The organism is Nocardioides thalensis, from assembly GCF_013410655.1.
In the GTDB taxonomy this organism is placed as follows: Bacteria; Actinomycetota; Actinomycetes; order Propionibacteriales; family Nocardioidaceae; genus Nocardioides; species Nocardioides thalensis.
In genome coordinates this window covers 1,557,361-1,580,810 of sequence record NZ_JACCFP010000001.1, presented here as the reverse complement: position 1 = coordinate 1,580,810, position 23,450 = coordinate 1,557,361, and the positions used below count along the sequence as shown (strand labels likewise).

Annotated in this window: 25 protein-coding genes and 1 tRNA gene; 7 read left to right on the top strand and 19 right to left on the bottom strand. The window is 71.9% G+C overall.

All coding sequences use genetic code 11. The features are described 5' to 3' along the window. Positions 1–5: 5 nt before the first annotated feature. From HNR19_RS07810 to HNR19_RS07795, 4 genes are all read right to left on the bottom strand, one after another. Entirely contained in the window at positions 6–656 is a 651-nt protein-coding gene (locus tag HNR19_RS07810; RefSeq protein WP_179667386.1) for a response regulator transcription factor, read from the bottom strand. Further along, positions 653–1,777, bottom strand: a complete 1,125-nt coding sequence (locus HNR19_RS23470; RefSeq protein WP_179667385.1) for a histidine kinase — start codon at positions 1,775–1,777, stop codon at positions 653–655. The genes HNR19_RS07810 and HNR19_RS23470 overlap by 4 nt, the downstream gene beginning before the upstream one ends. Then, positions 1,774–2,148 carry a DUF4345 domain-containing protein gene (locus HNR19_RS07800; RefSeq protein WP_179667384.1) on the bottom strand — a complete coding sequence of 125 codons (375 nt, stop codon included), beginning with the start codon at positions 2,146–2,148 and terminating at the stop codon, positions 1,774–1,776. Before HNR19_RS07800 ends, HNR19_RS23470 begins: the two co-directional genes overlap by 4 nt. A gap of 78 nt (positions 2,149–2,226) precedes the next feature. Beyond that, complete coding sequence (locus HNR19_RS07795) at positions 2,227–2,853, bottom strand: maleylpyruvate isomerase family mycothiol-dependent enzyme (protein WP_179667383.1); 627 nt, start codon at positions 2,851–2,853, stop codon at positions 2,227–2,229. 72 nt (positions 2,854–2,925) lie between these two features. Here HNR19_RS07795 and HNR19_RS07790 point away from each other — a divergent pair, with 72 nt between their 5' ends. Further along, positions 2,926–3,369: a MarR family transcriptional regulator gene (locus tag HNR19_RS07790; RefSeq protein WP_179667382.1), complete on the top strand. Its 444-nt coding sequence runs from the start codon at positions 2,926–2,928 to the stop codon at positions 3,367–3,369. On the opposite strand, the gene HNR19_RS07785 is transcribed toward HNR19_RS07790, so the two are convergent. After that, complete coding sequence (locus tag HNR19_RS07785) at positions 3,347–4,876, bottom strand: MFS transporter (RefSeq protein ID WP_179667381.1); 1,530 nt, start codon at positions 4,874–4,876, stop codon at positions 3,347–3,349. The genes HNR19_RS07790 and HNR19_RS07785 overlap by 23 nt on opposite strands. Positions 4,877–4,971: 95 nt before the next feature. Between HNR19_RS07785 and HNR19_RS07780 the strand changes: the two genes are divergently transcribed. Continuing rightward, positions 4,972–5,556 carry a WHG domain-containing protein gene (locus HNR19_RS07780; RefSeq protein ID WP_179667380.1) on the top strand — a complete coding sequence of 195 codons (585 nt, stop codon included), beginning with the start codon at positions 4,972–4,974 and terminating at the stop codon, positions 5,554–5,556. 20 nt (positions 5,557–5,576) lie between these two features. On the opposite strand, the gene HNR19_RS07775 is transcribed toward HNR19_RS07780, so the two are convergent. The 8 genes from HNR19_RS07775 to HNR19_RS07740 form a co-directional block, all read right to left on the bottom strand. Continuing rightward, complete coding sequence (locus HNR19_RS07775; RefSeq protein ID WP_179667379.1) at positions 5,577–6,167, bottom strand: GNAT family N-acetyltransferase; 591 nt, start codon at positions 6,165–6,167, stop codon at positions 5,577–5,579. An 86-nt stretch (positions 6,168–6,253) separates the two neighbouring features. Next, positions 6,254–6,326, bottom strand: a tRNA-Ala gene (locus HNR19_RS07770). Positions 6,327–6,466: 140 nt separating this feature from the next. Further along, on the bottom strand, positions 6,467–7,105 hold the full coding sequence (locus HNR19_RS07765) for a histidine phosphatase family protein (RefSeq protein ID WP_179667378.1): 639 nt from the start codon (positions 7,103–7,105) through the stop codon (positions 6,467–6,469). 4 nt (positions 7,106–7,109) lie between these two features. Beyond that, complete coding sequence (gene rsfS, locus HNR19_RS07760) at positions 7,110–7,511, bottom strand: ribosome silencing factor (protein WP_179667377.1); 402 nt, start codon at positions 7,509–7,511, stop codon at positions 7,110–7,112. Further along, positions 7,508–8,122 carry a nicotinate-nucleotide adenylyltransferase gene (nadD, locus tag HNR19_RS07755; RefSeq protein ID WP_343047099.1) on the bottom strand — a complete coding sequence of 205 codons (615 nt, stop codon included), beginning with the start codon at positions 8,120–8,122 and terminating at the stop codon, positions 7,508–7,510. The genes rsfS and nadD overlap by 4 nt, the downstream gene beginning before the upstream one ends. Positions 8,123–8,133: 11 nt before the next feature. Beyond that, a complete protein-coding gene (locus HNR19_RS07750; protein WP_179665964.1) occupies positions 8,134–8,292 on the bottom strand; it encodes a hypothetical protein in 159 nt (52 codons plus the stop codon). Between the two features lie 56 nt (positions 8,293–8,348). Further along, positions 8,349–8,810, bottom strand: coding sequence for a YqaA family protein (locus HNR19_RS07745; protein WP_179667376.1), 462 nt, complete (start codon positions 8,808–8,810; stop codon positions 8,349–8,351). Then, a complete protein-coding gene (locus tag HNR19_RS07740) occupies positions 8,807–9,454 on the bottom strand; it encodes a CDP-alcohol phosphatidyltransferase family protein (RefSeq protein ID WP_179667375.1) in 648 nt (215 codons plus the stop codon). Before HNR19_RS07740 ends, HNR19_RS07745 begins: the two co-directional genes overlap by 4 nt. Positions 9,455–9,555: 101 nt before the next feature. Here HNR19_RS07740 and HNR19_RS07735 point away from each other — a divergent pair, with 101 nt between their 5' ends. Beyond that, the gene (locus HNR19_RS07735) at positions 9,556–10,455 is read left to right on the top strand and encodes a DMT family transporter (protein WP_179667374.1); all 900 of its coding nucleotides are present in this window, start codon (positions 9,556–9,558) and stop codon (positions 10,453–10,455) included. On the opposite strand, the gene HNR19_RS07730 is transcribed toward HNR19_RS07735, so the two are convergent. Continuing rightward, positions 10,399–11,649, bottom strand: coding sequence for a glutamate-5-semialdehyde dehydrogenase (locus tag HNR19_RS07730; protein ID WP_179667373.1), 1,251 nt, complete (start codon positions 11,647–11,649; stop codon positions 10,399–10,401). The two genes, HNR19_RS07735 and HNR19_RS07730, sit on opposite strands and share 57 nt — an antisense overlap. A 104-nt stretch (positions 11,650–11,753) precedes the next feature. Here HNR19_RS07730 and HNR19_RS23465 point away from each other — a divergent pair, with 104 nt between their 5' ends. Continuing rightward, positions 11,754–13,286 (top strand): lysyl oxidase family protein, encoded by a 1,533-nt coding sequence (locus HNR19_RS23465; protein ID WP_179667372.1) that lies wholly within the window; start codon positions 11,754–11,756, stop codon positions 13,284–13,286. A gap of 109 nt (positions 13,287–13,395) precedes the next feature. Here HNR19_RS23465 and HNR19_RS07720 read toward each other — a convergent pair whose 3' ends face one another. From HNR19_RS07720 to HNR19_RS07705, 4 genes are all read right to left on the bottom strand, one after another. Then, the gene (locus HNR19_RS07720; protein ID WP_179667371.1) at positions 13,396–14,358 is read right to left on the bottom strand and encodes an electron transfer flavoprotein subunit alpha/FixB family protein; all 963 of its coding nucleotides are present in this window, start codon (positions 14,356–14,358) and stop codon (positions 13,396–13,398) included. Between the two features lie 13 nt (positions 14,359–14,371). Further along, positions 14,372–15,139 carry an electron transfer flavoprotein subunit beta/FixA family protein gene (locus HNR19_RS07715; protein ID WP_343047098.1) on the bottom strand — a complete coding sequence of 256 codons (768 nt, stop codon included), beginning with the start codon at positions 15,137–15,139 and terminating at the stop codon, positions 14,372–14,374. Between the two features lie 206 nt (positions 15,140–15,345). Next, positions 15,346–15,723 (bottom strand): hypothetical protein, encoded by a 378-nt coding sequence (locus HNR19_RS07710; protein WP_179667369.1) that lies wholly within the window; start codon positions 15,721–15,723, stop codon positions 15,346–15,348. A 4-nt stretch (positions 15,724–15,727) separates the two neighbouring features. Further along, positions 15,728–16,510, bottom strand: coding sequence for an enoyl-CoA hydratase/isomerase family protein (locus tag HNR19_RS07705; protein WP_179667368.1), 783 nt, complete (start codon positions 16,508–16,510; stop codon positions 15,728–15,730). A gap of 110 nt (positions 16,511–16,620) precedes the next feature. Between HNR19_RS07705 and glgX the strand changes: the two genes are divergently transcribed. Both glgX and HNR19_RS07695 read left to right on the top strand, forming a co-directional pair. Then, positions 16,621–18,798, top strand: a complete 2,178-nt coding sequence (gene glgX / locus HNR19_RS07700) for a glycogen debranching protein GlgX (protein ID WP_179667367.1) — start codon at positions 16,621–16,623, stop codon at positions 18,796–18,798. 109 nt (positions 18,799–18,907) lie between these two features. Further along, positions 18,908–19,450 (top strand): hypothetical protein, encoded by a 543-nt coding sequence (locus tag HNR19_RS07695; protein ID WP_179667366.1) that lies wholly within the window; start codon positions 18,908–18,910, stop codon positions 19,448–19,450. Here the strand turns inward: HNR19_RS07695 and glgP are convergent. Next, positions 19,437–22,013, bottom strand: a complete 2,577-nt coding sequence (glgP, locus tag HNR19_RS07690) for an alpha-glucan family phosphorylase (protein ID WP_179667365.1) — start codon at positions 22,011–22,013, stop codon at positions 19,437–19,439. The genes HNR19_RS07695 and glgP overlap by 14 nt on opposite strands. Before the next feature lie 198 nt (positions 22,014–22,211). Here glgP and HNR19_RS07685 point away from each other — a divergent pair, with 198 nt between their 5' ends. After that, on the top strand, positions 22,212–23,417 hold the full coding sequence (locus HNR19_RS07685) for a molybdopterin-binding protein (RefSeq protein ID WP_179667364.1): 1,206 nt from the start codon (positions 22,212–22,214) through the stop codon (positions 23,415–23,417). The last annotated feature ends 33 nt before the right edge of the window (positions 23,418–23,450 follow it).

Below are 23,450 nucleotides of genomic sequence, written 5' to 3'. Positions count from 1 at the left end.
GGAGGTCAGTCGACGAGCCCGGCCCGGTGCGCCAGCACGACCAGCTGGGCCCGGTCCCGGGCGTCGAGCTTGGTCATCAGCCGGCTGACGTAGGTCCGCGCGGTCTCCGGGCTCAGGAACAGGGCGTTGCCGATCTCCTCGTTGCTCAGTCCCTTCCCGACGTGGGTCAGGATCTCGACCTCGCGATCGGTCAGGCCCGCCAGCTCGGCCTCCTTGCTCCGCCGGGTCGGGAGCCGGGCGATCCGGTCCATCATCTGCCGCATGATCCCGGGGGCCACCTGGGGTTCGCCGGCCGCCGCGCGCCGTACCGCGTCGCGGAGCTCGTCGGCATCGATGTCCTTGAGCAGGTAGCCGTTGGCACCGGCCGCCATCGCCTCCGTCACGTCGTCCTGGTCGTCGAACGTGGTGAGCACCAGGACCGGCACCGACCGGAGCAGCGGGTCGGCGCGGATCGCCCGAGTGGCCTCGATCCCACCCATGACGGGCATCCGTAGGTCCATGACGAACAGGTCGGGGCGGTGCGCCCGCCCGCGCGCGAGGGCCTCGCGACCGTTGGCGGCCTCGGCGACGACCGCGATGTCGGAGGTCTTCTCGAGGATGGCGCGCAAGCCCGCCCGCAGCAGGCTCTGGTCGTCGACAAGGATCAGGCGGATCATCGCCCTGCACTTTCGTTGGGGATGGCGGCGCGCACCAGCCACCCGTCGGCGGTCGGCGCCGCCTCGAAGGTCCCGCCGAGGTCGGCGACCCGCTCGGCGAGGCCGGCGAGGCCGTGCCCCTGGCGCAGGTCCGCCGGCGCGACCGGGTCACCGTCGTCGGCGACGGTCACGGTGACGCGTCCCTCCTCGTCGACGACCTGCACGCGGACCCGGGTGCCTGACGAGTGCCGGAGGGTGTTGGTGACCGCCTCCTGGACCACCCGGAAGACCACCGCCTCGACCTCCGGGCCCGGCCGGACATCGGCGACGTCGAGCGTCACGTCGTAGCCTGCCGCGACGGGCGCGGCCGCGAGGTGCGGCAGGTCGGCGAGGCCCGGACCCGCGTCCGGCTCGCGGCGTGCCTCCCGCAGCAGCCCGACGGTACGACGCAGCTGCGCCAGCGAGTCGGAGATCCCGGACCGGGCCAGGTCCAGCGCCTCGGAGCGCTTGTCGTCGTCCGTCGCCTCACGAGCGACGTTGGTGTAGAGCGACGCGACGGAGAGCGAGTGCCCGATGGAGTCGTGCAGCTCCCGCGCCAGGTGCATCCGGTCCTCTCGGATCCGCGCGTCGGCGTCGAGCGCGCCCTGCCGCTCGAGGAGGCGGGACACCTGGTCGGTCCTCGTGCGCAGCCGGCGGGCCGTCCGCACGCTGTGTCCCAGGACGATGACCGCCGCCATCAGCGCCGCGTGCGAGACCAGCTCGTAGCCCAGCACGAAGGCCGGCTCCTGACCGGCGAGCAGGCGGTAGCAGGTGGCGACCGAGAGCGTTGCGAGTGCCGCGGCCCCAGCGGGGACGATCCGGCCCATCTCGCTCGCCGAGTAGAGCGCCGCGGCCATCGGAAGCGCGACCCCGATCGACGGGAACCCCGCCGCGTGATAGCTGAGGAACCCGAGGGCCGTCAGCCACAGGACCAGGACGGGGTGCTGACGCCGGATGAGCATGAGCGCGCCGAACCCGACCGCCCACACGTGGGCGACCGGGCTGACCGACCCTCCGCGTCCCTGGTCGGAGGCGACCACGACGGACAGCACGACGACCACGCCTGCGCCGAGCAGGAGGTCGGCGTGCCGCCGGTGTGTCACCGGACCCGGTCGCGCCGTCTCAGCGCCTCCACGAGGATCGGTGCGGCCAGCTCGATGCCGAGCAGCGCGTCGTGGAAACGGTGGGGGCGTCCCAGCGTCGCGCGCGTGCCGAGGCGGGCGATCCCGCCCGCGGCCATGAGCCCGGCGAGTGCACGCATCCGGCCCACGTCGGGGTCGTCCGAGCCGGCGGCGTCGATCCAACCCAGCCCGTAGCCCGCGAAGACGGCTCCCATGAATCGGACGTGGGAGTCGACGGTCGGGTCGTCCGACGTCATGCCCGGCTCCGCGCGGACCCCTCCGACGAGCTGGACACCTCCGATCGCGATGCAGGTCCACCCGGTCACGCGCCCCAACGTCCTCAGTGCCGACATGTCCTGATTCTGGCAGGCGCGGTCGACCTGTGGCGTCTCCCCGGCGCGACCGTACGGTCGCCTGGTGGGGATGGGACGTCAGCGCGGGAGCGCGTCCACGCCCGCCCCTGAGAGCGCGGGTGCGGCGACCTCCGCGCGTCCGGTGGCCAGCAGCAGCAGCGACAGCGCCGGCCCGCGCACCTCCGGGCCGGCGCCGACGGCGATGTCTGCGTCGGTGGCGCGGAGCGTGAGACCGGCGAACCGCTTGCGGGCGTGGAACGGCATGCCCATCTCCCAGACCCGGGCCAGGCCGTCGGCAGCGAGCTCGGGCGGTACGTCGAAGGTGCGTCCGAGCGGGACGGCGATGTCCTGGCTGTGCACGATCACGTCGAACAGCGAGTTGCGCGTGTCGAGCACCTTGGCGGTGCGGCGGGCACCGGCGTGCTCGCGGATCCGGGCCACGATCCACGCGGGCTCGTGGTCGCCGTACCCCTTGGCGATGACGGTGTTCATCCGGTTCATGTCGAAGCGACCGCGCGGGCCGGAACGGAGCAGCTCCCACGTGGTGATCGTCGGCACGCACGACAGGTGCCCGGCTACGTCCCTGACGCGCCACTCGGAGCACAGGGAGCCGGCGTCCCACTCCTCGGGGCGCAGCGACTCCAGCAGGTCCGCCACGCGCTGACGCATCGAGACCACCGCCGACCAGTAGCTGTCGTCCGTCATCACGCACTCCTTTAGTCCGACTCTCGGACCAAACGATAGTCTGAACCTCGGACCATCTGCAAGGATGACTTCGTGACCACGTCGGACCACGACCTGAACCTCGGGCTGTTGCTCTTCATCCCCTACCGCGCGCTGGAGTCGGCCGTGCTCGCCACCCTGCGCGAGCACGGTCACGACCTTCCGCTCAGTGACGCCCGGGTCTTCCAGCGGATCGGACCCGACGGGTCACGCATGTCCGAGCTCGCCGAGGCCGCGCAGCTCACCAAGCAGACGCTGACCTCGATCGTCGACCGTCTCGAGCGTGCGGGCTACGTCACCCGTCAGCCCGACCCCGATGATGCTCGAGCGCGGATCGTCACGATCACCGACAAGGGCCGCGAGCTGGTCGAGCTCAGCATCCCCGCCGTGACGGCGGTCGAGGCACGCTGGGAGGAGCACCTCGGCCGGGCCCGGACCGACCAGCTGCGGCGGATCCTCGCCGACCTGCGGGAGATCACCGACCTCCGGTGGAGCTGAGCGGACGCTCGCCCGCCTCGTCGGACGCCGCCACGAAACCCCGGCCGGGCAGGGCGACAGCGCCCGCGATCGCGCCGACGAAGCAGACCACGGCGACGGTCACGCAACCGATGGCCAGTCCGGACAGGAACGAGTCCTGCACCGCACCGAGCAGGGTCGGGTCGCCGCCGGCGATCACGGAGGCGACGTGGACGGAGTCGCCCGCCGCCTCCGCCTGCCCCGTCGCCGCGAACGCGCTCTCGGCCAGCCGCGCCCCGAAGACCGAGGAGAACACCGCGCCCACGACCGCGACGCCGAGCGTCGCCCCCAGCTCACGGGTCGCGTCGTTCACCGCCGACCCGACGCCGGCGCGGGCGGGCGGCAGCACCTGCATGATCGACTCCGTCGCCGGGGTCTGGATCAGGCCGATCCCGAGCCCCATCAGCACCATCTGGCTGACGATGACCGTCGCGTACGGCGTGTCCACCTCCACGACGCCGGCGATCCACAGCATCGCCGACCCGAAGAAGACCAGCCCGGTGACCACCAGGACGCGGGTGCCGACCCGCGGCGCGAGCACCCCGCCGACGATCGATGCCAGCGCGATCGACCCGGCGACAGGAAGGATGCGCGCACCGGTGGACAGCGGTCCGTAGTCGCGGATCACCTGGAAGTACTGGGTGATCAGGAAGATGAAGCCGGACAGCGCGAAGAACACGACGGTCACCGCACCGGCCGCCGCGCTGAACCGGCGATCGGCGAAGAGCGTGACGTCGAGCATCGGGTGCTCCACCGAGCGCTCCACGACCACGAACGCGACGACGAGGACCGCCGAGCCCGCCAGGCCCAGCAGCGTCCCGGTGCTCCCCCACCCCCGCTCGGGCGCCTCGATCACCGTGTGCACCAGGAGGCCCAGCATTGCGATCGAGACCGCCAGGCCGCGCAGGTCCAGGCGCGGGACGGCGGGATCGCGCGACTCGGGGACCAGCAGATACGCGAGCGCGGCGCCGAGCAACGCGAGCGGGACCAGCGCCAGGAAGATGCTGCCCCAGTAGAAGTGCTCGAGGAACGCGCCGCCGGTCACCGGCCCCGCCGCGACGCCGATGCCGACGACGGCACCCCATCCGCCGAGGGCCGCCGCGCGCTGCCTCCGGTCGGTGAACGTGTTGGAGATGATCGAGAGCGTGGTCGGGAAGATGAGGGCCGCGAACGCCCCCATCCCGAACCGCGCGGCGATCAACGCACCGGTGGTGTCCACCGCGGCCCCGATCGCGTTCATCGTCGCGAAGCCGAGCAGGCCGATGATCAGCGCCGGACGCCGCCCGAACCGGTCCGACAGGCTTCCGGCGGCCAGGACCAGCGCGGCGAACGTGAGGTTGTAGGCGTCGACGACCCACTGCAACCCACGAGTGCTGGCATCGAGCTCGGCCGCGATGCTCGGCAGGCCGACGTTCACGATCGTGACGTCGAGGTTGATCGCGAGCGCAGCGACGTACACCGCGATGAGGGTCCCGATCTTGCGGGTCATGGACAGGCCTCCGGGAGGTGTGGACAGCGTCAACATCCACCAGCATGCGCGCTGATGTGGACGCTGTCAACACTTGGACGGTCTAGCATGCCGCCGTGAGCAGCTATCACCACGGCAACCTGCGGGCTGCCCTCGTGGAGACCGCGGTGGAGCTGGCGCGCACCCAGGGCCCTGCGGGGGTCGCGCTGCGCGAGGTCGCGCGCCGGACCGGCGTGTCCCACAACGCCGCGTACCGCCACTTCGCCGACCGCGACGACCTGCTGCGCGAGGTCGCCGACGTCGGGATGCACGAGCTCGGCGCGACGATGAGCGCGCGGATCAAGCGGGTGCGCGCCAAGGACCCCCGACAGCGCGCCGTGCGCCGGCTGCGCGCGGTGGGCACGGCGTACGTCGAGTACGCGCTGGCCGAGCCCGGGCTGTTCTCGGTGAGCTTCGCGCGAGCCTCCTTCGATCGGCTGATGGGCCCCTACGAGCTCCTCTCCGGCGCACTCGACGAGTGCGCGGAGACCGGCTTCCTCACCGCGACGAAGCGCGAGGGTGCCGAGCTGGTCTGCTGGTCGGCCGTGCACGGGTTCGCGATGCTGCACAGCTCGGGGCCGCTCGCCGAGACGCCGTCTCGCGCCCGCGACGCGGATCTCGCGCGCCTCCTTGACCGGATCGAGGACGCGCTCCGCGGCTGAGCCGCCGGACGACCGGCTGCCTAGCCGGCGACGCGCCTCTCCAGCCGCTCCCGGACGGTGGGCCAGTCGTCGGCGAGGATCGAGAACACCACCGAGTCGCGGAACGTCCCGTCGGCGCGCTTCTTGTGCCGGCGCAGCACGCCCTCGCGGGTCGCGCCCATCTTCTCGAGCGCCCCACACATCGGTCCGTTGAGCACGTCCGTCTGGAACTCCACCCGGCCGAGCCCGCAGTCGTCGAAGGCGTGCCCCAGCAGGGCGAGATTGGTCCCGGCGTTGACCGGGGTCCCCCACACCGCTGGCGAGTACGCCGCCCCGCCGAGCATGCACCGCTCGTTGGCCAGGTCGACCGCCAGCAGGCTCGCGGTGCCGACGAGCGCGCCGGACCCGGCGTCGCGCACCGCGAAGGCGAAACCGGCTTCGTTCAGCCGGTCGACGACCGCGCGCATGCCCTCGGCCGTGGCCGGGCGGGCGGCCGGGCCGCCGCTCCACCCGCCGGCCCAGACGCGCTCGTCGTCCAGCGCGCGGAAGAGCTCGGCCGAGTCCTCGGGGCGGAGGGGCGCCAGTCTGACGGCGGCGTTGGACAGGTCACGGAGGTCAGGTGCGATGGGCATCGCTCATTGTATACGGGATCCAACACCTCGCGGAAGGTGCAAAACGACAACCGCCGGGACCCGAAGGTCCCGGCGGCTCAGATCGGTGGAGCTGAGGGGACTCGAACCCCTGACCCTCTGCATGCCATGCAGATGCGCTACCAGCTGCGCCACAGCCCCGTGGCTGTTGTCCGGCCTTCGCCACACTGCTGCGGCCCGGGCAACGCGGAGAACATTACCGAAGAGGTGAAGCGATCATGAAATCGGGGTCTCGACACATCCTCGCTCGTTCCTTACGACGGATCGCCTAGCGGCTCGGGCTACTCGACCACCGGAAGGACGTTGTACGCCGCCAGCGCCCATCGTCCCACAGCGCGCTCGTGGAGCTCGACCCGCGCGCAGTTGCCGAGCGCGCGGAGGTCGCGGGCTGTCTCCCTTGGCCAGCCGAGGAACGACACCAGGCCGGTGCGGGTGACGGCGCCGTGCGACACCACCACGCCGGTCTCCCCCGGCGCGAGCGTCGCCAGCAGGTCGTGCAGGGCGGCGGCGTACCTCTTCGCGGCCGCCTCGGGGTGTTCTGCGCCGGGCACCTCGTCCCACTCGCCCGCGCGGAACCGGGCGAACTCCTCGGGGGCGAGCCGCTCGTACTCGGCGTGCGTCAGTCCCTGGCGCTCCCCCAGGTGGAACTCCCGCAGCCGCTCGTCGTAGGTCGGGACCAGTCTCGACGCGGCGGCGACCTGCTCGGCGGTCTCCCGCGCTCGGGCGAGGTCGGAGGACCACAGCACGGCCGGCCCCAGGGCAGCGACCACGGGCGCGACCGCTCGCGCCTCCGCGCGGCCGGTGTCGTCGAGGCCGGGGTCGAGCTGGCCCTGGATGCGGTGGGTGGCGTTCCACTCGGTGCGTCCGTGGCGGAGCAGGACCAGCCGACGGGTCTCGGTACGCCCTCGTTCGTCCCTCACGGGGCTACTCGGCCCCCGACGGCCCGGAAGGCCCGCGGGGGTCCTTGACCTCGGCGGGCAGCGGGATCGCCGGGCAGTCGCGCCACAGCCGCTCGAGCGCGTAGAACTGGCGCTCCTCCTCGTGCTGGACGTGGACCACGATCTCGCCGTAGTCGATCAGCACCCAGCGCCCGTCGCGCTCCCCCTCGCGCCGGACCGGCTTGGCGCCGATCTCGCGCAGCTTGTCCTCGACCTCGTCGACGATCGCCTTGACCTGGCGGTCGTTGCTGCCCGAGGCGAGCACGAACGCGTCGGTGATGGCCAGCTGCTCGCTGACGTCGAACGCGATGATGTCGGTGGCGAGCTTGTCGGCGGCCGCGAGGGCGGCCGTGGTGACGAGCTGGACGGCGTGGTCGGTGGCGGTCATGACGCTCCGTTGTAGAGGTGGTGCTTGGTGATGTACTGCACGACACCGTCGGGTACGAGGTACCAGATCGGCTGGCCCTCGGCCTGCCGCTGGCGGCAGTCGGTCGACGAGATGGCCAGCGCCGGGACCTCCAGCATGGTCACCCGGTCGTGCGGGATGGCCGACAGCGTCTCCGCGTCCATCTCCGAGCCGGGGCGGGTGCAGCCGACGAAGTGCGCCAGCGCGAACAGCTCGTCGGCGTCGCGCCAGCTGAAGATGTCGGTCAGCGCGTCGGCGCCGGTGATGAAGAACAGGTCGGCGTCGGGCAGCTCCGCGGCCAGGTCGCGCAGCGTGTCGATGGTGTACGTCGGACCCGCGCGCTCGATGTCGACCCGGCTGACCCGGAACCGCGGGTTGGCGGCGGTCGCGATGACCGTCATCAGGTAGCGGTGCTCGGCGGGCGAGACCTCGCGGTCGGACTTCTGCCACGGCTGGCCGGTCGGCACGAACACGACCTCGTCGAGGCCGAACCAGCCCTGCACCTCCGACGCGGCCACGAGGTGACCGTGGTGGATCGGGTCGAACGTGCCGCCCATGACCCCCACCCGCCGGCGGCGGGAGGGTTCGGTCACGTCCTGGGCGGTCAGCTGTGGTCCCGTCCGCCGCCGAACGCGACGAGGCCGAAGAGCAGCAGGAGCAGGAGGAGCAGCGTGCCGCCACCGATGAGCCACGGGTTCACGGCGGGCTCGCTGTGCTCCTCGGCGGCCTGGATCACGGCGAGGACGGTCTGGCTGATCTGCATAGCGCGCATGTTATCGGAGGATTCGAGGCTCGCTGCGCTCGCACCTCGACCACCGCTCAGTGGAGGGCGAAGTCCACGCCCAGGAACAACAGCGTGAACCGGATGGTGCGCCCCACGAAGACGGTCGGGATGAACGTCCACATCGGCATCTTCAGCAGGCCGCCGACGGCCGCCATCGCGAGCAGCGGCGGGATCCCCGCCGACGCCGCGAGGAACATGATCACCGCCGCGTAGACGGGGCGGCCCTGCATGCGGCCGAGCCACTTCTCGTAGCTCGCCTTCACCTTGGGCTTGGCGAGCTTCTTCTGCGCCCACGCGGAGTCGATGCCGCGGCGGGCCGCCTCGTACCAGATGATCTTGCCGATGGTCGCCCCCGCGCCCGCCGCGATCCCGAGGGACACGGCCGCGGGGACCCCGGGCTCCGCGGCGCCCGCGCCGACGATGTAGACCTCGATCGGCAGGAACGGCAGCAGGGCGGACGCGATGCTGAACCCGAACGTCGAGAGCCACAGGATCATGCTGGGGCGGCCGTCCGTTCGGGGACCGGGAGGCCCAGGTCGAAGAGCCACTTCAGAGAGACGCACTTCAGCACGAGCAGCGCGATCGCGATGGCCAGCGCCAGCCACACCCATCCGGTGACCAGCAGCAGGACCGCGAAGAGCCCGGAGTTCGCGGCCTTGCCGAGCCGCGACCAGTTCCACAGGTAGATGCGGCGGTCGACGACGTAGAAGTAATTGGGGCTGCGGATCGGCCAGGCGAGGAAGGCCAGCGACAGGAACATGTCGATGACCATGAACTCGAACAGGTAGACCCCGACCGGGATCGCGACCAGCTCCATGGGCTCGTCCCCGAACAGCGGCGACGGCTGCAGCCAGGCGAGCCCGACGTAGAACGCCCCACAGCTGAGGCGGTCGCAGATCATGTCGATCACGCCGCCGATGCGGGTCTCGCAGTCGCGCCAGCGGGCGATCTCGCCGTCGAGCGTGTCACCGACCCAGTAGGTGACCAGGCCCGCGACGAGCAGCGTGAGGCTGCCCTCGTAGGCGCCCCACAGGGAGAGGACCAGCGTCGCGACCGTGCGCACGAAGGTGACGACGGTCGCCGAGGTGTTCAGCCGCTCGGTGGACGCGTCGGCGTAGATCCGGTCCGCGGAGCCTGCCATGGGCGCAACCTATCGCGCCCCACCCGGCGGTCCGGCGACACACCCCCGACGTGTCCCAGGGGTTCACCGACCGGTCATGTCCCGTGCCTAGGTTCCGGCGCGTGATCTGGTTGGCCGCTGCGTTCGCCCTGGCCAGCGCCGCGACCACCGCGCTCTCGACGTCGACCCAGCACCTGGCGACCGGCAGGGCCCCGGACGGCACCGGTCTCGTGGTCCTGATGAGGTTCCTCGTACGGCGCCCGGAGTGGCTGCTGGCGCTGATGCTCGGACCGGTCGGCTTCACGTTCCACGTGCTCGCGCTGCACCACGGCCCGATCGCGTTGGTGCAGCCGCTGGCGATCATGGGCATCGTGTTCGCCGTCCCGATCCGGGCGGCGCTCGCGCGCACCTGGCCCTCCCCCACGGAGCTCGGAGCCGTGGTCGTCACCGCCGCGGCGCTCTCCGTGCTCCTGCTGGCCTCCGACGCGCGGTCGGTGGAGCAGGCACCGCCGATGTTCACGCTGCTGCTCGCCGTGGGCGCCGCCGCGTGCGGCGCGGTGGCGGCGCTGGCGCTCGCGGGCGCCGCGGGCCACGCGACGGCCCGGGCGTTCCTGCTGGGGTGCGCGTCCGGCGTGCTGTTCGGGTTGATGGCGGTGCTGATCGAGGCCAGTCAGCTCTACCTCGACGAGCACGGCCCGCTCGGGCTCGCGACGACCTGGCTGCCCTACGCACTGGTGGCCGCCGGGCTGAGCGGGGTCTCGGTCAACCAGCTCGCCTACCGGCAGGCCCGGCTCTCGGCCTCGATGCCGGTCCTCAACGTCGTCAACGTGCTGCTGACGCTCGGCTTCGCGTACGTCGTGTTCCGCGAGGTGCCCGATCACTCGCTCGGGTCGGTCGCCGCGTCGGCCGGCGCGATCGCCGCCCTGTGCTGGGGCCTGTGGACCCTGGCGCGGATCGAGGACGACCTACCGGACGTGGCCGTCGCCCACGACGACGTACTTGGTGGACGTCATCTCGGGTAGTCCCATCGGGCCGCGGGCGTGCAGCTTCTGGGTGCTGATGCCGATCTCGGCGCCGAAGCCGAACTCACCGCCGTCGGTGAAGCGCGTCGAGGCGTTGACGAGCACCGCGGCCGAGTCGACCTCGGCGACGAACCGCCGCGCGGCGCGCTGGTCGTCGGTGACGATCGCGTCGCTGTGGGCGCTGGAGTAGCGCCGGATGTGGTCGATCGCCGCGTCGATGTCGGGCACGACCGCTGCGGCGATGTCGAGCGAGAGGTACTCCTCGGCGTAGTCGTCGTCGGTCGCGGGCACCACGCCTTCGTACGACGTGAAGGCGTCGTCGCCGTGGATCGTGACGTCGCGCTCCTGCAGGGCGGCGACCACGCGCGGCAGGAACGCGTCGGCGACATCGGCGTGGACGAGCAGCGACTCGGCGGCGTTGCACACCGAGGTGCGGTGGGTCTTGGCGTTGAGGACGATCGCGAGGGCCTTGTCGAGATCGGCGGCGGCGTCGACGTAGACGTGGCAGTTGCCGGCGCCGGTCTCGATGACCGGCACCATCGACTCCTCGACGACGGAGCGGATGAGGCCGGCGCCGCCGCGCGGGATCAGCACGTCGACCAGCCCGCGCGCCCGCATCAGCTCCTTGACGCTCTCGTGGGTGTCGCCCGGCACCAGCTGGACGACGTCGGCGTCGAGGCCGGCGCTCGCCACGGCGTCGCGCAGGACCGTGACGATCGCCGCGTTGCTGGACCGCGCGCTGGAGGAGCCACGAAGGAGCACCGCGTTGCCGGACTTGAGGCAGATGCCGGCGGCGTCGGCGGTGACGTTGGGGCGCGCCTCGTAGATCATGCCGACCACGCCGAACGGCACCCGCACCTGGCGCAGCTCGAGCCCGTTGGGGAGCACCCCGCCGCGCACGACCTCGCCGACCGGGTCGGCGAGCCCGGCGACGTCGCGCAGGCCCTGCGCCATGCCCTCGAGCCGCTCCGGCGTCAGCCGCAGCCGGTCGATGATGTTGGCCGGCGTGCCGTCGGCCTCCGCGCGGGCGACGTCCTCGGCGTTGGCCCGGAGCAGCTCGTCCGATCGCGCCACCAGAGCCTCGGCCATGGCGTGCAGCGCCGCGTCCTTGGTCGCCTGGGTGGCGATCGCCAGCGCGCGGCTGGCGGTTCGGGCGTTTCGGGCGACTTCGGCGAGGTCGGGCGAGATACTCACCCTCCCAGATTAGTGGCGTCGGGGCGGCAACCTCTCGGGCATCTCAGCCGTCTTGACTCACAACAGGCCAGCTCTGCGCTGCCCGTGATCCCGAGAGGAACAACGTGGTCCCCTACTCGTCCCCGCGTCGCGGGAGGTCGCTGCTCCGCGCCGTCCTCGCGGCCGCCGTCCTGGCGGCGCCCGCCGCCGTCGCCGTCTCCAGCCCCTCCCCGGCCCACGCCGAGGACGGGCCGACCGTCGTCCTCACCGCTCCCGACCGGGTGCGGACCTGGGAGCACGACAACACCGTGTGGACCGACTTCGGGCTCCGGGTCCGGGTGACCGGCGCCGCGCTCGAGCTCTGGTCGCAGCGCCCCGACTACGAGTCCGAGGTCGTCCTCACCCAGAAGCTGGCGGGCGGCGACGTGACGCTGCCCGAGGGCCTGACCGACCGGGTCGGCCGGCTCGGGGACTTCATCCGGCTGCGCTTCGTCCCGCTCAACGACGACGGCACGGTGGACGAGGACCGCACGCCGTTCGTCCGCAGGATCGACGGGTGCCTGAGCGCAGTGGCACGGCTCTCGCCCGACGCGACGTTCCGGTCGAACTATCCGCGCGGCTGTTGGTACAACCCGCTCGCCATCGGCTCCGTGCAGGGCATCCCTGCCGGCTGGACCGGCTCGGTCGTCGAGGAGTACTCCGAGACCGGCGTGAAGGTGCGGCCGGGCAAGTACGCCGTCACCGCGCAGATCGCGACGCCGTACGCCGACGCGCTCGGCATCGCGCAGGCGGACCGGCGGACCAGGACCACCCTCGTCGTGCGCGACTCCGAGGAGGGAGAGTGCCGCGGCGAGTGCCGTCAGCAGCACGGCGGTGACCTCAGCGACCCGACCACCCCCCTGCAGCCCGAGGCCAGCGAGCCGACCGGCCCCGGGGTCGGCTCCCTGGCCGGCCTGCCCGAAGGCACGCCCGTGCCGGACCTGCGGTCGCTGCCGGCGTTCGGCATCGAGCTCAACCGCAAGGGCACGCAGCTGCGCTTCGCGGCGAACGTGTGGAACAACGGCACCTCCGACCTCGTCGTCGACGGCTTCCGTCGCGAGGACGAGGACGTGATGGACGCCTACCAGTACTTCCTCGACGACGACGGCGAGGTTGTGGACTACGAGCCGGTCGGCGAGATGGAGTGGGACCCGGACCCGACCCACCAGCACTGGCACTTCACCGACTTCGCCACCTACCGCCTGCTGGCCGAGGACAAGACGACCGAGGTCGTGTCGGGCAAGGAGGCGTTCTGCCTCGCCAACACCGACGCGGTCGACCTGACGGCCGCGGGAGCCAACTGGACGGTCAGCTACGACGACCTCGGCAGCGTGTGCGGGGGGCTGGAGTCGCAGGCCATCCGCGAGGTGCTCGCGGCCGGCTGGGGCGACACCTACGCCCAGTTCCGCGCGGGCCAGGCGTTCCCGATCGCCAACGTGCCCGACGGCGTCTACTACATCCAGGTGCTCGCCAACCCGGAGCAGAACCTGATCGAGGCCGACACGGCCAACAACGAGTCCCTGCGCCGGATCCGCCTGATGACCAACGCCAAGGGCGAGCGGCGCGTCTGGGTCGCGCCCGTCGGCATCGTCGACGAGTCCGTGGGCATGTTCGGCTGACGACGAACTGGCAGGGTTCGGGGTCCGAACCGTCAATTGTCAATGCCGCCCGGGCGATCGCCCGGGCGGCATTGACGGTTCGGACCCCGAACCCTGCCAGTTCGTCGTGTCAGCCCTTGCGCTTCTCGATCTCCGCGGTCGCGGCCGGGAGGACGGTGTGGAGGTCGCCCACCACGCCGAAGTCGACGAGCTCGAAGATCGGCGCCTCCTCGTCCTTGTTGACGGCGACGATCGTCTTCGACGTCTGCATGCCGGCGCGGTGCTGGATCGCACCGGAGATGCCGTTGGCTACGTAGAGCTGCGGCGACACGACCTTGCCGGTCTGGCCGACCTGGAAGGTGTGCGGCTTCCAGCCCGAGTCGACAGCGGCACGCGACGCACCGACGGCAGCACCGAGCGAGTCGGCGAGCGCCTCGACGGCGGTGAAGTCGCCGCCGGTGCCGCGGCCACCGGAGACCACGATCGCGGCCTCGGTGAGCTCGGGGCGGCCGGTCGCCTGGCGCGGCTGCGACGCGACGATCTGCGCGCTCTTGGCGGCCGCGGAGATCTCGGCGGAGAACTGCTCGACGGCACCGGCGCCCGCACCCTCCTCGGGGGCGGCGGCGTTGGGCTTGACCGCGATGATCGGCGTGCCCTTGGTGACCTTCGCCTTGGCGGTGTAGCTGCCGGCGAAGACCGACTGGGTGGTCACCGGGACGCCGTCCTCGACCTGGACGTCGACCGCGTCGGTGATCAGGCCCGACTCGAGCTTGATCGCGAGCCGGCCGGCGATCTCCTTGCCCTCGCCCGAGGCGGGGACCAGGATCGCGGCGGGCGAGGCCTGCGCGGCGATCTGGGCCAGGACCTCGGCCTTGGGAGCCACCAGGTAGCCCTTGATCTCGGCGTCGTCGACGACGTAGACCTTGTCGGCGCCGTAGCCCTTGACCGTCTCGGCGGCGGCGTCGGCCTTGTCGGCACCGCCGATGAACACGGCGGACGGCGAGCCGATCCGCTTGGCGATCGCGAGGAGCTCGAGGGTCGGCTTGCGGACCGCTCCGTCGACGTGGTCGACCAGAACCAGAACTTCAGACATGTTCAATCGCTCCTCAGATGAACTTCTTCGCGGCGAGGAACTCGACCAGCGCCGTGGCGCCCGAGCCGTCCTCGTCCTTGACGATCTCGCCGGCGGTGCGCGGCGGACGGGCCGCGGTCTCCTCCACGGCGGTCCACGCGGCGTCGAGACCGACCTGGCCGGCGTCGACGCCGAGGTCGCTCAGCGAGTAGGTCTCGAGCGGCTTCTTCTTCGCCGCCATGATGCCCTTGAACGACGGGTAGCGCGCCTCACCGGACTGGTCGGTGACCGAGAGGACCAGCGGCAGCGTGCCGCCGATGACCTCGGTGGCGGCGTCGCCGTCGCGCTTGATGCGCACCTGGTCGCCCTGGGTCTCGACGACCGAGGCCAGCGTGACCTGCGGCAGGTCGAGACGCTCGGCCAGCATCGCCGGTACGACGCTCATGCCGGCGTCGGTCGAGGCCATGCCGCACATGACGAGGTCGGGGCGGCCGATCTTCTCGATGGCCTTGGCGAGCACCAGGGAGGTCGCGATCGCGTCGGAGCCGGCGATCGCGTCGTCCTTGACGTGGACGCCCTGGTCGGCACCCATCTGCAGGGCCTTGCGGACGGCGGCCTCGGCCTGCTCCGGACCGATGGTCAGGGCGGTGACGGTGACGTCCTCGCCCTTCTCCTTGATCTGGAGGGCCTGCTCGACGGCGTACTCGTCGAGCTCGGAGAGCAGGCCGTCGACGCCGACGCGGTCAACGGTGTTGTCCGACTCGAACCGCCGGTCGGCGGTGGCGTCGGGGACGTACTTCACACAGACGACAATGTTCATGGTTGTGGCCGGAAAGGCCCCTCCTGTGCACTCGTGACGCTCCCGCGGGGGAGCCGGTGTCGCTGGCTAGGGCAGCGTTGGGCAGGTTACCGCCCGGTTCGACGGCCCGCGAGGCGTGACCGTCGTGGACTGTGTCACATCGAGTGTCACACGGTGTGACACCAGTGATCTGCGCCACCCGGGAGGGGTCAGGGGCGGATGATCCGCTCCAGGAACCGGCCGACGATCAGGTAGACCACCGCCGCGATCCCGTAGTTGAACAGGGCGGTCTTGACGTCGCCGTTGGGGTTCTCGAACTGCTTGACCGGGTTGTCCAGGTCGAAGAACCCGAGGTCTACCCAGCTGTCCGCGAAGTCCTGGATACCTTGGACGAGCGCATTGTCGGGGTTCGCCTTGAGGGCGAAGCTGAACGCTGCGAACGCGAGCACCAGGGCGAGCGCGAGGCAGATCATCCAGAGCGTCCGCGCGACGATCCCGCGGATGCGCGCCACGGTCAGCACGGTGGTGTTCGCACCCGTCACCGCCGCTCGCTTCCCCTCGGTGTCCTTGCGCGTGTCGTCGGTCATGCCCTCACCGTCCCACGAACGAGGCCTTGCCCGGACCGTTCTCTATGAAGGATGTCATGCCGATCGTGCGGTCCTCGGTGGCGAAGGCGGACGCGAAGTGCTGGCGCTCGATGGCGAGCCCGGTCTCCAGGTCGCTCTCGAGACCCCGGTCGACGGCGTCCTTGATCGCCCGCAGGGCGTACGGCGCGGCCGCGGCGAACTGTCCCGCCCAGGCGACCGCCTCGGCGTACACCTGGTCGGCCGGGACCACGCGGTCGACGAGGCCGATGGCCAGCGCCTCCTCGGCCTTGACGAACCGGCCGCTGAAGAGCAGCTCCTTGGCGCGGCTGGGCCCGACCAGGCGGGCGAGCCGCTGGGTGCCGCCGGCGCCGGGAATGATCCCGAGCAGCACCTCGGGCTGGCCGAGGACCGCGTTCTCGGCCGCGAACCGGACGTCGGCGGCGAGCGCGAGCTCGCAGCCGCCGCCGAGGGCGTAGCCGTTGACGGCTGCGACGACCGGCTTGGGGATCCGCGCGACCGCGGTGACCGCGCCCTGCAGGGCGTCGACCCGGTCGACCATGTCGACGTACGACATGTCGGCCATCTCCTTGACGTCGTTGCCGGCGGCGAAGACCCGCTCGCCGCCCCACACGACGACCGCGCGCACGTCGGCGCGGCCGGTGGCCTCGGCCGCGGCGGCCCGCAGCTCGTCCTGCACCTGGAGGCTGATGGCGTTCATCTTGGGCCGGTCGAGCCGAATGGTCCCGACGCCGTCCGCGACTTCAAGGCGGACGAACTCGCTGGTCATCTGTGTCCTCTCCGTGTCGGCCGGTCGGCCTGCGCGCGCCATTGTGCCGGTGATCACCGGGCGCGGCCACGCCCGTCCCCCGGTTGGACGCGCGCAGGCACAATGGCGGGGTGAATCCCAGCCTGTGGCGTTCCCTCGGAGAGCGGTCCCCGGTGTGGCCGGGACGCAACTGGCCCCTCGGCGCGGAGTGGTCGGCGGAGTCGACCAACTTCGCGGTGTGGGCCCCGCACGCCGAGGAGGTGTGGCTGTGCATCTTCGACGACGAGGGCGGCGAGCAGCGGCACCAGCTCACCGAGTTCTCGCTCGGGATCTGGCACGGGGCGCTGCCCGGGATCGAGCCAGGCACCCGCTACGGCTACCGCGTCGACGGCCCGTGGGACCCCGACCAGGGCATGCGGTTCAACCCCCACAAGGTCCTGCTCGACCCCTACGGCCTCGCCACCTCGGGCACGATCACCAACGGCATCGAGCTCCTCGGCTACGACGTCGACGACCCGACCCGCCGCAGCGAGCTCGACTCCGCGGGCCACACCGCCCGCAGCGTGGTGGTCGACACCTCCTTCGACTGGGAGGACGACCGGCCGATGAAGCGCCGGTGGCGCGACTCGGCGATCTACGAGCTCCACGTCAAGGGCTTCACCCAGCTCCACGACCGGATCCCCGAACAGCTGCGCGGCACGTACGCCGGTCTCGGCCACCCCGTCGTGACGCAGTACCTCAACGACCTCGGGGTCACAGCGGTCGAGCTGCTGCCCGTCCACCAGTTCTTCTCCGAGCCGGCCCTGCTCGACCGGGGACTCACCAACTACTGGGGCTACAACAGCATCAGCTACTTCGCGCCGGACGCGGCCTACAGCTCCTCCGGCGACCGCGGCCAGCAGGTCGTGGAGTTCAAGCAGATGGTGAAGTCGCTCCACCGCGCCGGCATCGAGGTCATCCTCGACGTCGTCTACAACCACACCGCCGAGGCCGGGCCGATGGGGCCCACGCTGTCGTTCCGCGGGCTCGACGACCGCGGGTTCTACCGCCGGGTGCCGAGCGGGCAGGTGCCCGAGGGGCCGCCCGCCGAGTTCGACGACACCTACTGGGACGTCACCGGCTGCGGCAACACCGTCGACTCCGAGCACCCACTGGCGCTCCGGATGATCCTCGACTCCCTGCGGTACTGGGTGACCGAGATGCACGTCGACGGCTTCCGCTTCGACCTGACGTCCGCGCTGACCCGCACCCGGGTCGCCGACGGCATCCCGGTCGACATGAGCAGCAAGCTGCTCGTGGCGATCGGCCAGGACCCGGTCCTGCGCCACGTGAAGCTCATCGCCGAGCCCTGGGACGTCTCGATGGAGGGCTACCTCGTCGGCCGGATGCCGCCGCCGTGGGTCGAGTGGAACGACCAGTTCCGCGACACCATCCGCGACTTCTGGCGCGGCCAGGCGCAGACGCACGCGGTGGCCACCCGCCTCGCCGGGTCGTCGGACCTGTATGCCGACGACGGGCGCTCGGCGTACGCCTCGGTCAACTTCATCACCGCTCACGACGGGTTCACCGTGCGCGACCTGGTGTCCTACGACCACAAGCACAACGAGGCCAACGGCGAGGACAACCGCGACGGCACCGACAACAACCGGTCGTGGAACCACGGTGTCGAGGGCGAGACGGACGACCAGGAGATCGTCGCGCTCCGGCGCCGCCAGGCCGCCAACCTGATGGCGACGCTGTGCCTGTCCAACGGGGTGCCGATGCTGACGGCCGGCGACGAGCGCGGCCGCACGCAGGGCGGCAACAACAACGCCTATTGCCAGGACAACGAGATCTCCTGGGTCGACTGGAGCGCCGACAACGCGTGGCTCGACGTCTACGAGGCGACGAAGACCGCGCTCCGGCTCCGCCGTGAGCACCCGGCGCTGCGGCAGCGGCACTGGTTCGAGGGCGAGCCGACGATCGTCGGGGGGCCGAAGGACCTGGCGTGGCTGCACCCGAGCGGCCGCGAGATGACCGACGACGACTGGCACGACCCGGGGCTGCGCACCGTCGGGATGTTCGTGACGGGCAAGCCGCTGCGCTCCCCCGGACCCACGGGCGAGCAGCAGCTCGACGCGTCGTTCCTGATGTGGTTCCACTCCGGCGACCAGCCGGTCGACGTGCTGCTGCCCGAGAACGACTGGGTGCATGCCGGGGAGGTGGTGCTGTCGACCGACCCGGACCAGCCGGTGGGCAGCGACGCGGTGAGCGGCAAGGAGCTGCGGATCGGCCCGCGCAGCGTGGTCGTGCTGCGCGAGAAGGAGTAGGGCGTTCCGTCGCGAGGATTCGGTCGCGCGGGCGCAACCAGCGCCGCGCCCGTGCGTCTTCATCGGTACAGGGGCTCGACGAGCCCGCAACCGATCGAAGGAGCCACCGATGATCCGCCGTACCGCCCGCGCCGTGGCCGGCGCCGCCCTTGCCGGCGCCGCCGTCGCCGCGCTCGCCTCCCCCGCGGCCGCCGCCCACGAGGAGCGCTGGGACCCCCGCGACGACGGGAAGTGGGACGAGTTCGGGGAGATCTGGGGCACCGAGGTCGACTACGGCAAGCAGCTGAAGGTGAGGGCGTGGTTCGACCACTACACCGACGGCCACTACTTCATGGTCGACACCGTCGGCGACACCACCCCCGACTTCCTCATCGACTGGTGGACCGAGGACTTCGGTGCCGAGGGCGCCACCTACGTCTCGGTCCACCGGCTGCGCGACGGCGAGCCGACCCGGCTCCGATGCACCCCGGACACCGTGAAGTACGACGAGGACCTGCCGCACCAGATGTCGTTCACCGTCCCCGTCTCGTGCTTGAGGCTCGAGGGCGAGTCGCCGGAGAAGCTGCGCGTGCGGGGGAAGACCCACACCGTTGCCGCCGACAGCAACCCGGTCGACAAGGTGCGCTACACCGACTGGGTCACGCGAGGGTGACGACGCCGAGCTCGGCGACCGCGCTCAGGTGCGGGTTCCGCGGTACGGCGCGCACGGTGTAGCCGAACGGCCCGCTGCGACCGAGGTCGACGCCTCCGTCGAAGCGGTGCCGGCCGCCGTCGTAGGACTCCACCAGCCCGAGCGGCGCCACGTGGGTCTCGACGAGCACGTCGTCGGCGTCGACCCGGCCGTGCACCAGCTGGACCTCGACGTCCTCGGGCGAGAGGTCGCCGAGCGCGACGAACGCGCGCACCGTGAGCGTCGATCCCACCTCGACGGCGTCACCGATGCCGTGGGCCTCGACGTGCTCGATGCGGACGCCCGGCCAGCCGGCCTTCACGCGTCCCTTCCACTGCGCGAGGTCGCGGGCGCCGCGGTAGTCGCTGTTGAGCGAGCGGGCGTTCTGCGCCGCGGGGGCGTACAGCTCCCGCACGTAGTCGCGCACCATCCGGGTCGCTAGCACCTTGGGGCCGAGCGACTTCAGGGTGTGGCGCAGCATCTCGACCCATCGGGTCGGCACGCCCTCGTGGTCGAGGTCGTAGAACCGCGGCGTGACCTCGTTCTCGAGCAGGTCGTAGAGCGCCGCTGCCTCGAGGTCGTCGCGCTTGTCGACGTCGTCGACCCCGTCGACCGACGGCAGCGCCCAGCCGTTCTCGCCGTCGTACCACTCGTCCCACCAGCCGTCGAGGATCGAGAGGTTGAGGCCGCCGTTGAGCGCTGCCTTCATGCCCGAGGTGCCGCACGCCTCGTAGGGCCGCAGCGGGTTGTTGAGCCACACGTCGCAGCCGGGGTAGAGCGGCTGCGCCATCGCGATGTCGTAGTTGGGCAGGAACGCGATCCGGTGACGCACGTCCTCGTCGTCGGCGAACTGGACGATCTGCTGGATCAGCCGCTTGCCGCCGTCGTCGGCGGGGTGCGCCTTGCCGGCGATCACCAGCTGGACCGGGCGCTCCGGGTCGAGCAGCAGCTTCCGGAGCCGCTCCGGGTCGCGCAGCATCAGCGTGAGCCGCTTGTACGACGCCGCGCGGCGCGCGAAGCCGATCGTCAGCACGTCGGGGTCGAGGGCGCTGTCGATCCAGCCGAGCTCGGCCTTCGACGCCCCGCGCTTCTCCCAGGACTTGTGCAGCCGCCGGCGCGCGTCGTGGACCAGCCGCTCCCGCAGCACCCGCTTGGTGCGCCACATGTCGCCGCTCGACACGTGGTCGACCGCGGCCCAGAAGGCTTCGGTGTCGTCACCGCTCGGGTCGGCGCCGTGCGCCGCCGCCAGTGCGAAGATCTCGCGCGCGACCCAGGTGGGCGCGTGCACGCCGTTGGTGATCGAGGAGATCGGCACCTCGGCCTCGTCGAACGCCGGCCAGAGGCCGTTGAACATGCCGCGGCTCACGTGCCCGTGCAGCTGGGAGACGCCGTTGGCCCGCTGGGCGAGCCGGAAGCCCATCACGGCCATGTTGAAGACACCGGGGTCGCCGCCCTCGTAGTCCTCCGCGCCGAGCGCGAGCACCCGCTCGACCGGGACGCCCGGCGTGGCGCCGGCGTCGCCGAGGTACTGCTCGACGAGCTCGCGCGGGAACCGGTCGATGCCCGCCGGCACCGGCGTGTGCGTGGTGAAGACGGTGGACGCCCGGCCCACCTCGATCGCGGTGTCGAGGTCCAGCCGGGGTCCGGCCGGGTCGACGGTGAGCTCGCGGATCCGCTCGATGCCGAGGAACCCTGCGTGGCCCTCGTTGGTGTGGAACACCTCGGGCTCGGGCGCGCCGGTGATCCGGCAGTAGGCGCGCAGCGCGCGGACGCCGCCGATGCCGAGCAACAGCTCCTGGCGCAGGCGGTGCTCGCTGTTGCCGCCGTAGAGGCGGTCGGTGATCTCGACGTAGTGGTCGGGGTTGCCCTCCACGTCGGTGTCGAGCATGAGCAATGGCACCCGGCCGACGCTCGCGACCCAGATGCGCGCGAGCAGGTCGGGGCCGTCGGGCAGCTGGATCGAGATGGTGGCGCGGCTGCCGTCTGCCTCGCGGAGCAGCGAGATCGGCAGGCCGTCGGGGTCGAGCACCGGGTAGGTCTCCTGCTGCCAGCCCTCGCGGGAGAGCGACTGCTTGAAGTAGCCGTGCCGGTAGAGCAGGCCGACGCCGACGATCGGCACGCCGAGGTCGCTCGCGGCCTTGAGGTGGTCGCCGGCGAGGATTCCCAGGCCGCCGGAGTACTGGGGCAGCACCGCGGTGATGCCGAACTCGGGCGAGAAGTAGGCGATCGAGCGCGGCGTCTCTGCTCCGGCGTTCTGGAACCACCGCGGCTCGGTGAGGTAGTGCTCGAGGTCGCCGCGCGCCTGGGCGAGCCAGCTGACGAAGCCCTCGTCGTCGGCGAGCTGCTGCCAGCGCTCGGGCGGGACCTCGCCGAGCAGCCGTACCGGGTCGTGGCCGACGGCCTCCCAGAGCTCGGGGTCGACGGCGGCGAACACGTCCTGGGTCGGCGGGTGCCACGACCACCGCAGGTTGGCGGCCAGCTCCCCGAGCGCCGTCAGCGCCGGGGGGAGGACGGGACGGACCGTGAATCGCCTGATCGCTCGCACGATCCGACGTTAACGCTCCCAGTTGAACGTTCCAAGACCGCATCGTCCAGACCAATTCGCCGCGACGTGTCGTCACACGTAACCGCAGGGCCCGACGGCCGTTAACCGGGCGAACGGGCGAGGCAGATTACATGGGGGCTGCCTCGCTCGTTCTTTCACTCCTCCGACCGTGCGTCCCGTCCGACTACCGTGACCGTCGTGCTGGACGTGACCGACTACCAGGCCCGGGTGGCCGCGCTGGTGAGCCCGACCGGGGCCGAGGACCTGCCGATCGCGGAGGCGGTCGATCGGGTGCTGGCCGCACCCGTCGAGGCGCCGGAGCCGCTGCCGGCGTTCGACAACTCCGCGATGGACGGGTACGCCGTCCGCGCCGCCGACGTCACCGGCGCCACCGAGGAGTCGCCCGTGCGGCTGCCGGTCGGCGACGACATCCCGGCGGGCGCGCCGATCGGCGAGCTCGCGCCTGGCACCACTCGCCGGATCATGACCGGGGCGCCCCTCCCCCGCGGCGCGGACGCGGTCGTGGAGGTCGAGGCCACCGACGGCGGCACCGACGAGGTCGAGATCCGGGCGGCCCGCTCCGCGGGCACGTTCGTACGCCGCGCCGCGGGCGACGTGGCGGTCGGCGCGACGGTGCTGGAGCCCGGTGCGGTGCTCGGCGCGGCCCAGGTCGGGCTGCTCGCCGCGCTGGGCGTGACCGAGGTGTCGGTGCGCCGCCGGCCCCGGGTGCTCGTCTGCTCGACCGGGTCGGAGCTGGCCGAGGACCCCGACCCCGCTGCCGGCCAGATCCGCGACTCCAACGGCGCCCTGCTCGCCGCGGCCGTCGAGCAGGCCGGTGGGCTGGCGGTGCGCCAGCTCTGGGTCGCCGACGACGTGCCGGCGTTCCTCGCCGCGCTCGACGACGCGCTCGTCGACGTCGACCTCGTGCTCACCACCGGCGGGGTCAGCGCCGGCGCCTACGAGGTCGTCAAGGACGCCCTCGGCTCCCGCGGCGTCGAGTTCCTCAAGGTGGCCATGCAGCCCGGGATGCCGCAGGGGTGCGGCCACTACGCGGGCCCCGGAGGCGCCGTACCGATCGTCTGCCTTCCGGGCAACCCGGTGAGCGCGCTGACGTCGTTCGAGGTCTTCGTGCGCCCCGCCCTGCGCGCCGCCTACGGCCACCCGCGGCCGCAGCGCCGGGTCGTCCGGGCCACCCTCACCGATGCCGTCGACAAGCCCGCGGGCAAGCGGCAGCTGCGGCGCGGCCGGCTCGACCCCGACGCGGGGACCGCGACCCCGTGGGGGCCGCCGGGGTCGGGCTTCCTCGGCTGGTTCGCCGGCGCCGACTGCCTGATCGACCTGCCCGCCGACGTCACCTCGGTCCCGGCCGGCGCCGAGGTCGACGTCTGGGACCTGCTGGGCTGAGCCGGGCCGACCCGCGACCGGACACCCCTCGCC

Bases quoted from the DNA above. Each gene is read 5' to 3' on its own strand.
- HNR19_RS07810 (WP_179667386.1), bottom strand. From the start codon at position 656: ATGATCCGCCTGATCCTTGTCGACGACCAGAGCCTGCTGCGGGCGGGC.
- HNR19_RS07800 (WP_179667384.1), bottom strand. From the start codon at position 2,148: ATGTCGGCACTGAGGACGTTGGGGCGCGTGACCGGGTGGACCTGCATC.
- HNR19_RS07795 (WP_179667383.1), bottom strand. From the start codon at position 2,853: ATGACGGACGACAGCTACTGGTCGGCGGTGGTCTCGATGCGTCAGCGC.
- HNR19_RS07785 (WP_179667381.1), bottom strand. From the start codon at position 4,876: ATGACCCGCAAGATCGGGACCCTCATCGCGGTGTACGTCGCTGCGCTC.
- HNR19_RS07775 (WP_179667379.1), bottom strand. From the start codon at position 6,167: ATGCCCATCGCACCTGACCTCCGTGACCTGTCCAACGCCGCCGTCAGA.
- rsfS (WP_179667377.1), bottom strand. From the start codon at position 7,511: ATGACCGCCACCGACCACGCCGTCCAGCTCGTCACCACGGCCGCCCTC.
- HNR19_RS07750 (WP_179665964.1), bottom strand. From the start codon at position 8,292: ATGCAGATCAGCCAGACCGTCCTCGCCGTGATCCAGGCCGCCGAGGAG.
- HNR19_RS07745 (WP_179667376.1), bottom strand. From the start codon at position 8,810: ATGATCCTGTGGCTCTCGACGTTCGGGTTCAGCATCGCGTCCGCCCTG.
- HNR19_RS07740 (WP_179667375.1), bottom strand. From the start codon at position 9,454: ATGGCAGGCTCCGCGGACCGGATCTACGCCGACGCGTCCACCGAGCGG.
- HNR19_RS07720 (WP_179667371.1), bottom strand. From the start codon at position 14,358: ATGTCTGAAGTTCTGGTTCTGGTCGACCACGTCGACGGAGCGGTCCGC.
- HNR19_RS07710 (WP_179667369.1), bottom strand. From the start codon at position 15,723: ATGACCGACGACACGCGCAAGGACACCGAGGGGAAGCGAGCGGCGGTG.
- HNR19_RS07705 (WP_179667368.1), bottom strand. From the start codon at position 16,510: ATGACCAGCGAGTTCGTCCGCCTTGAAGTCGCGGACGGCGTCGGGACC.
- HNR19_RS07695 (WP_179667366.1), top strand. From the start codon at position 18,908: ATGATCCGCCGTACCGCCCGCGCCGTGGCCGGCGCCGCCCTTGCCGGC.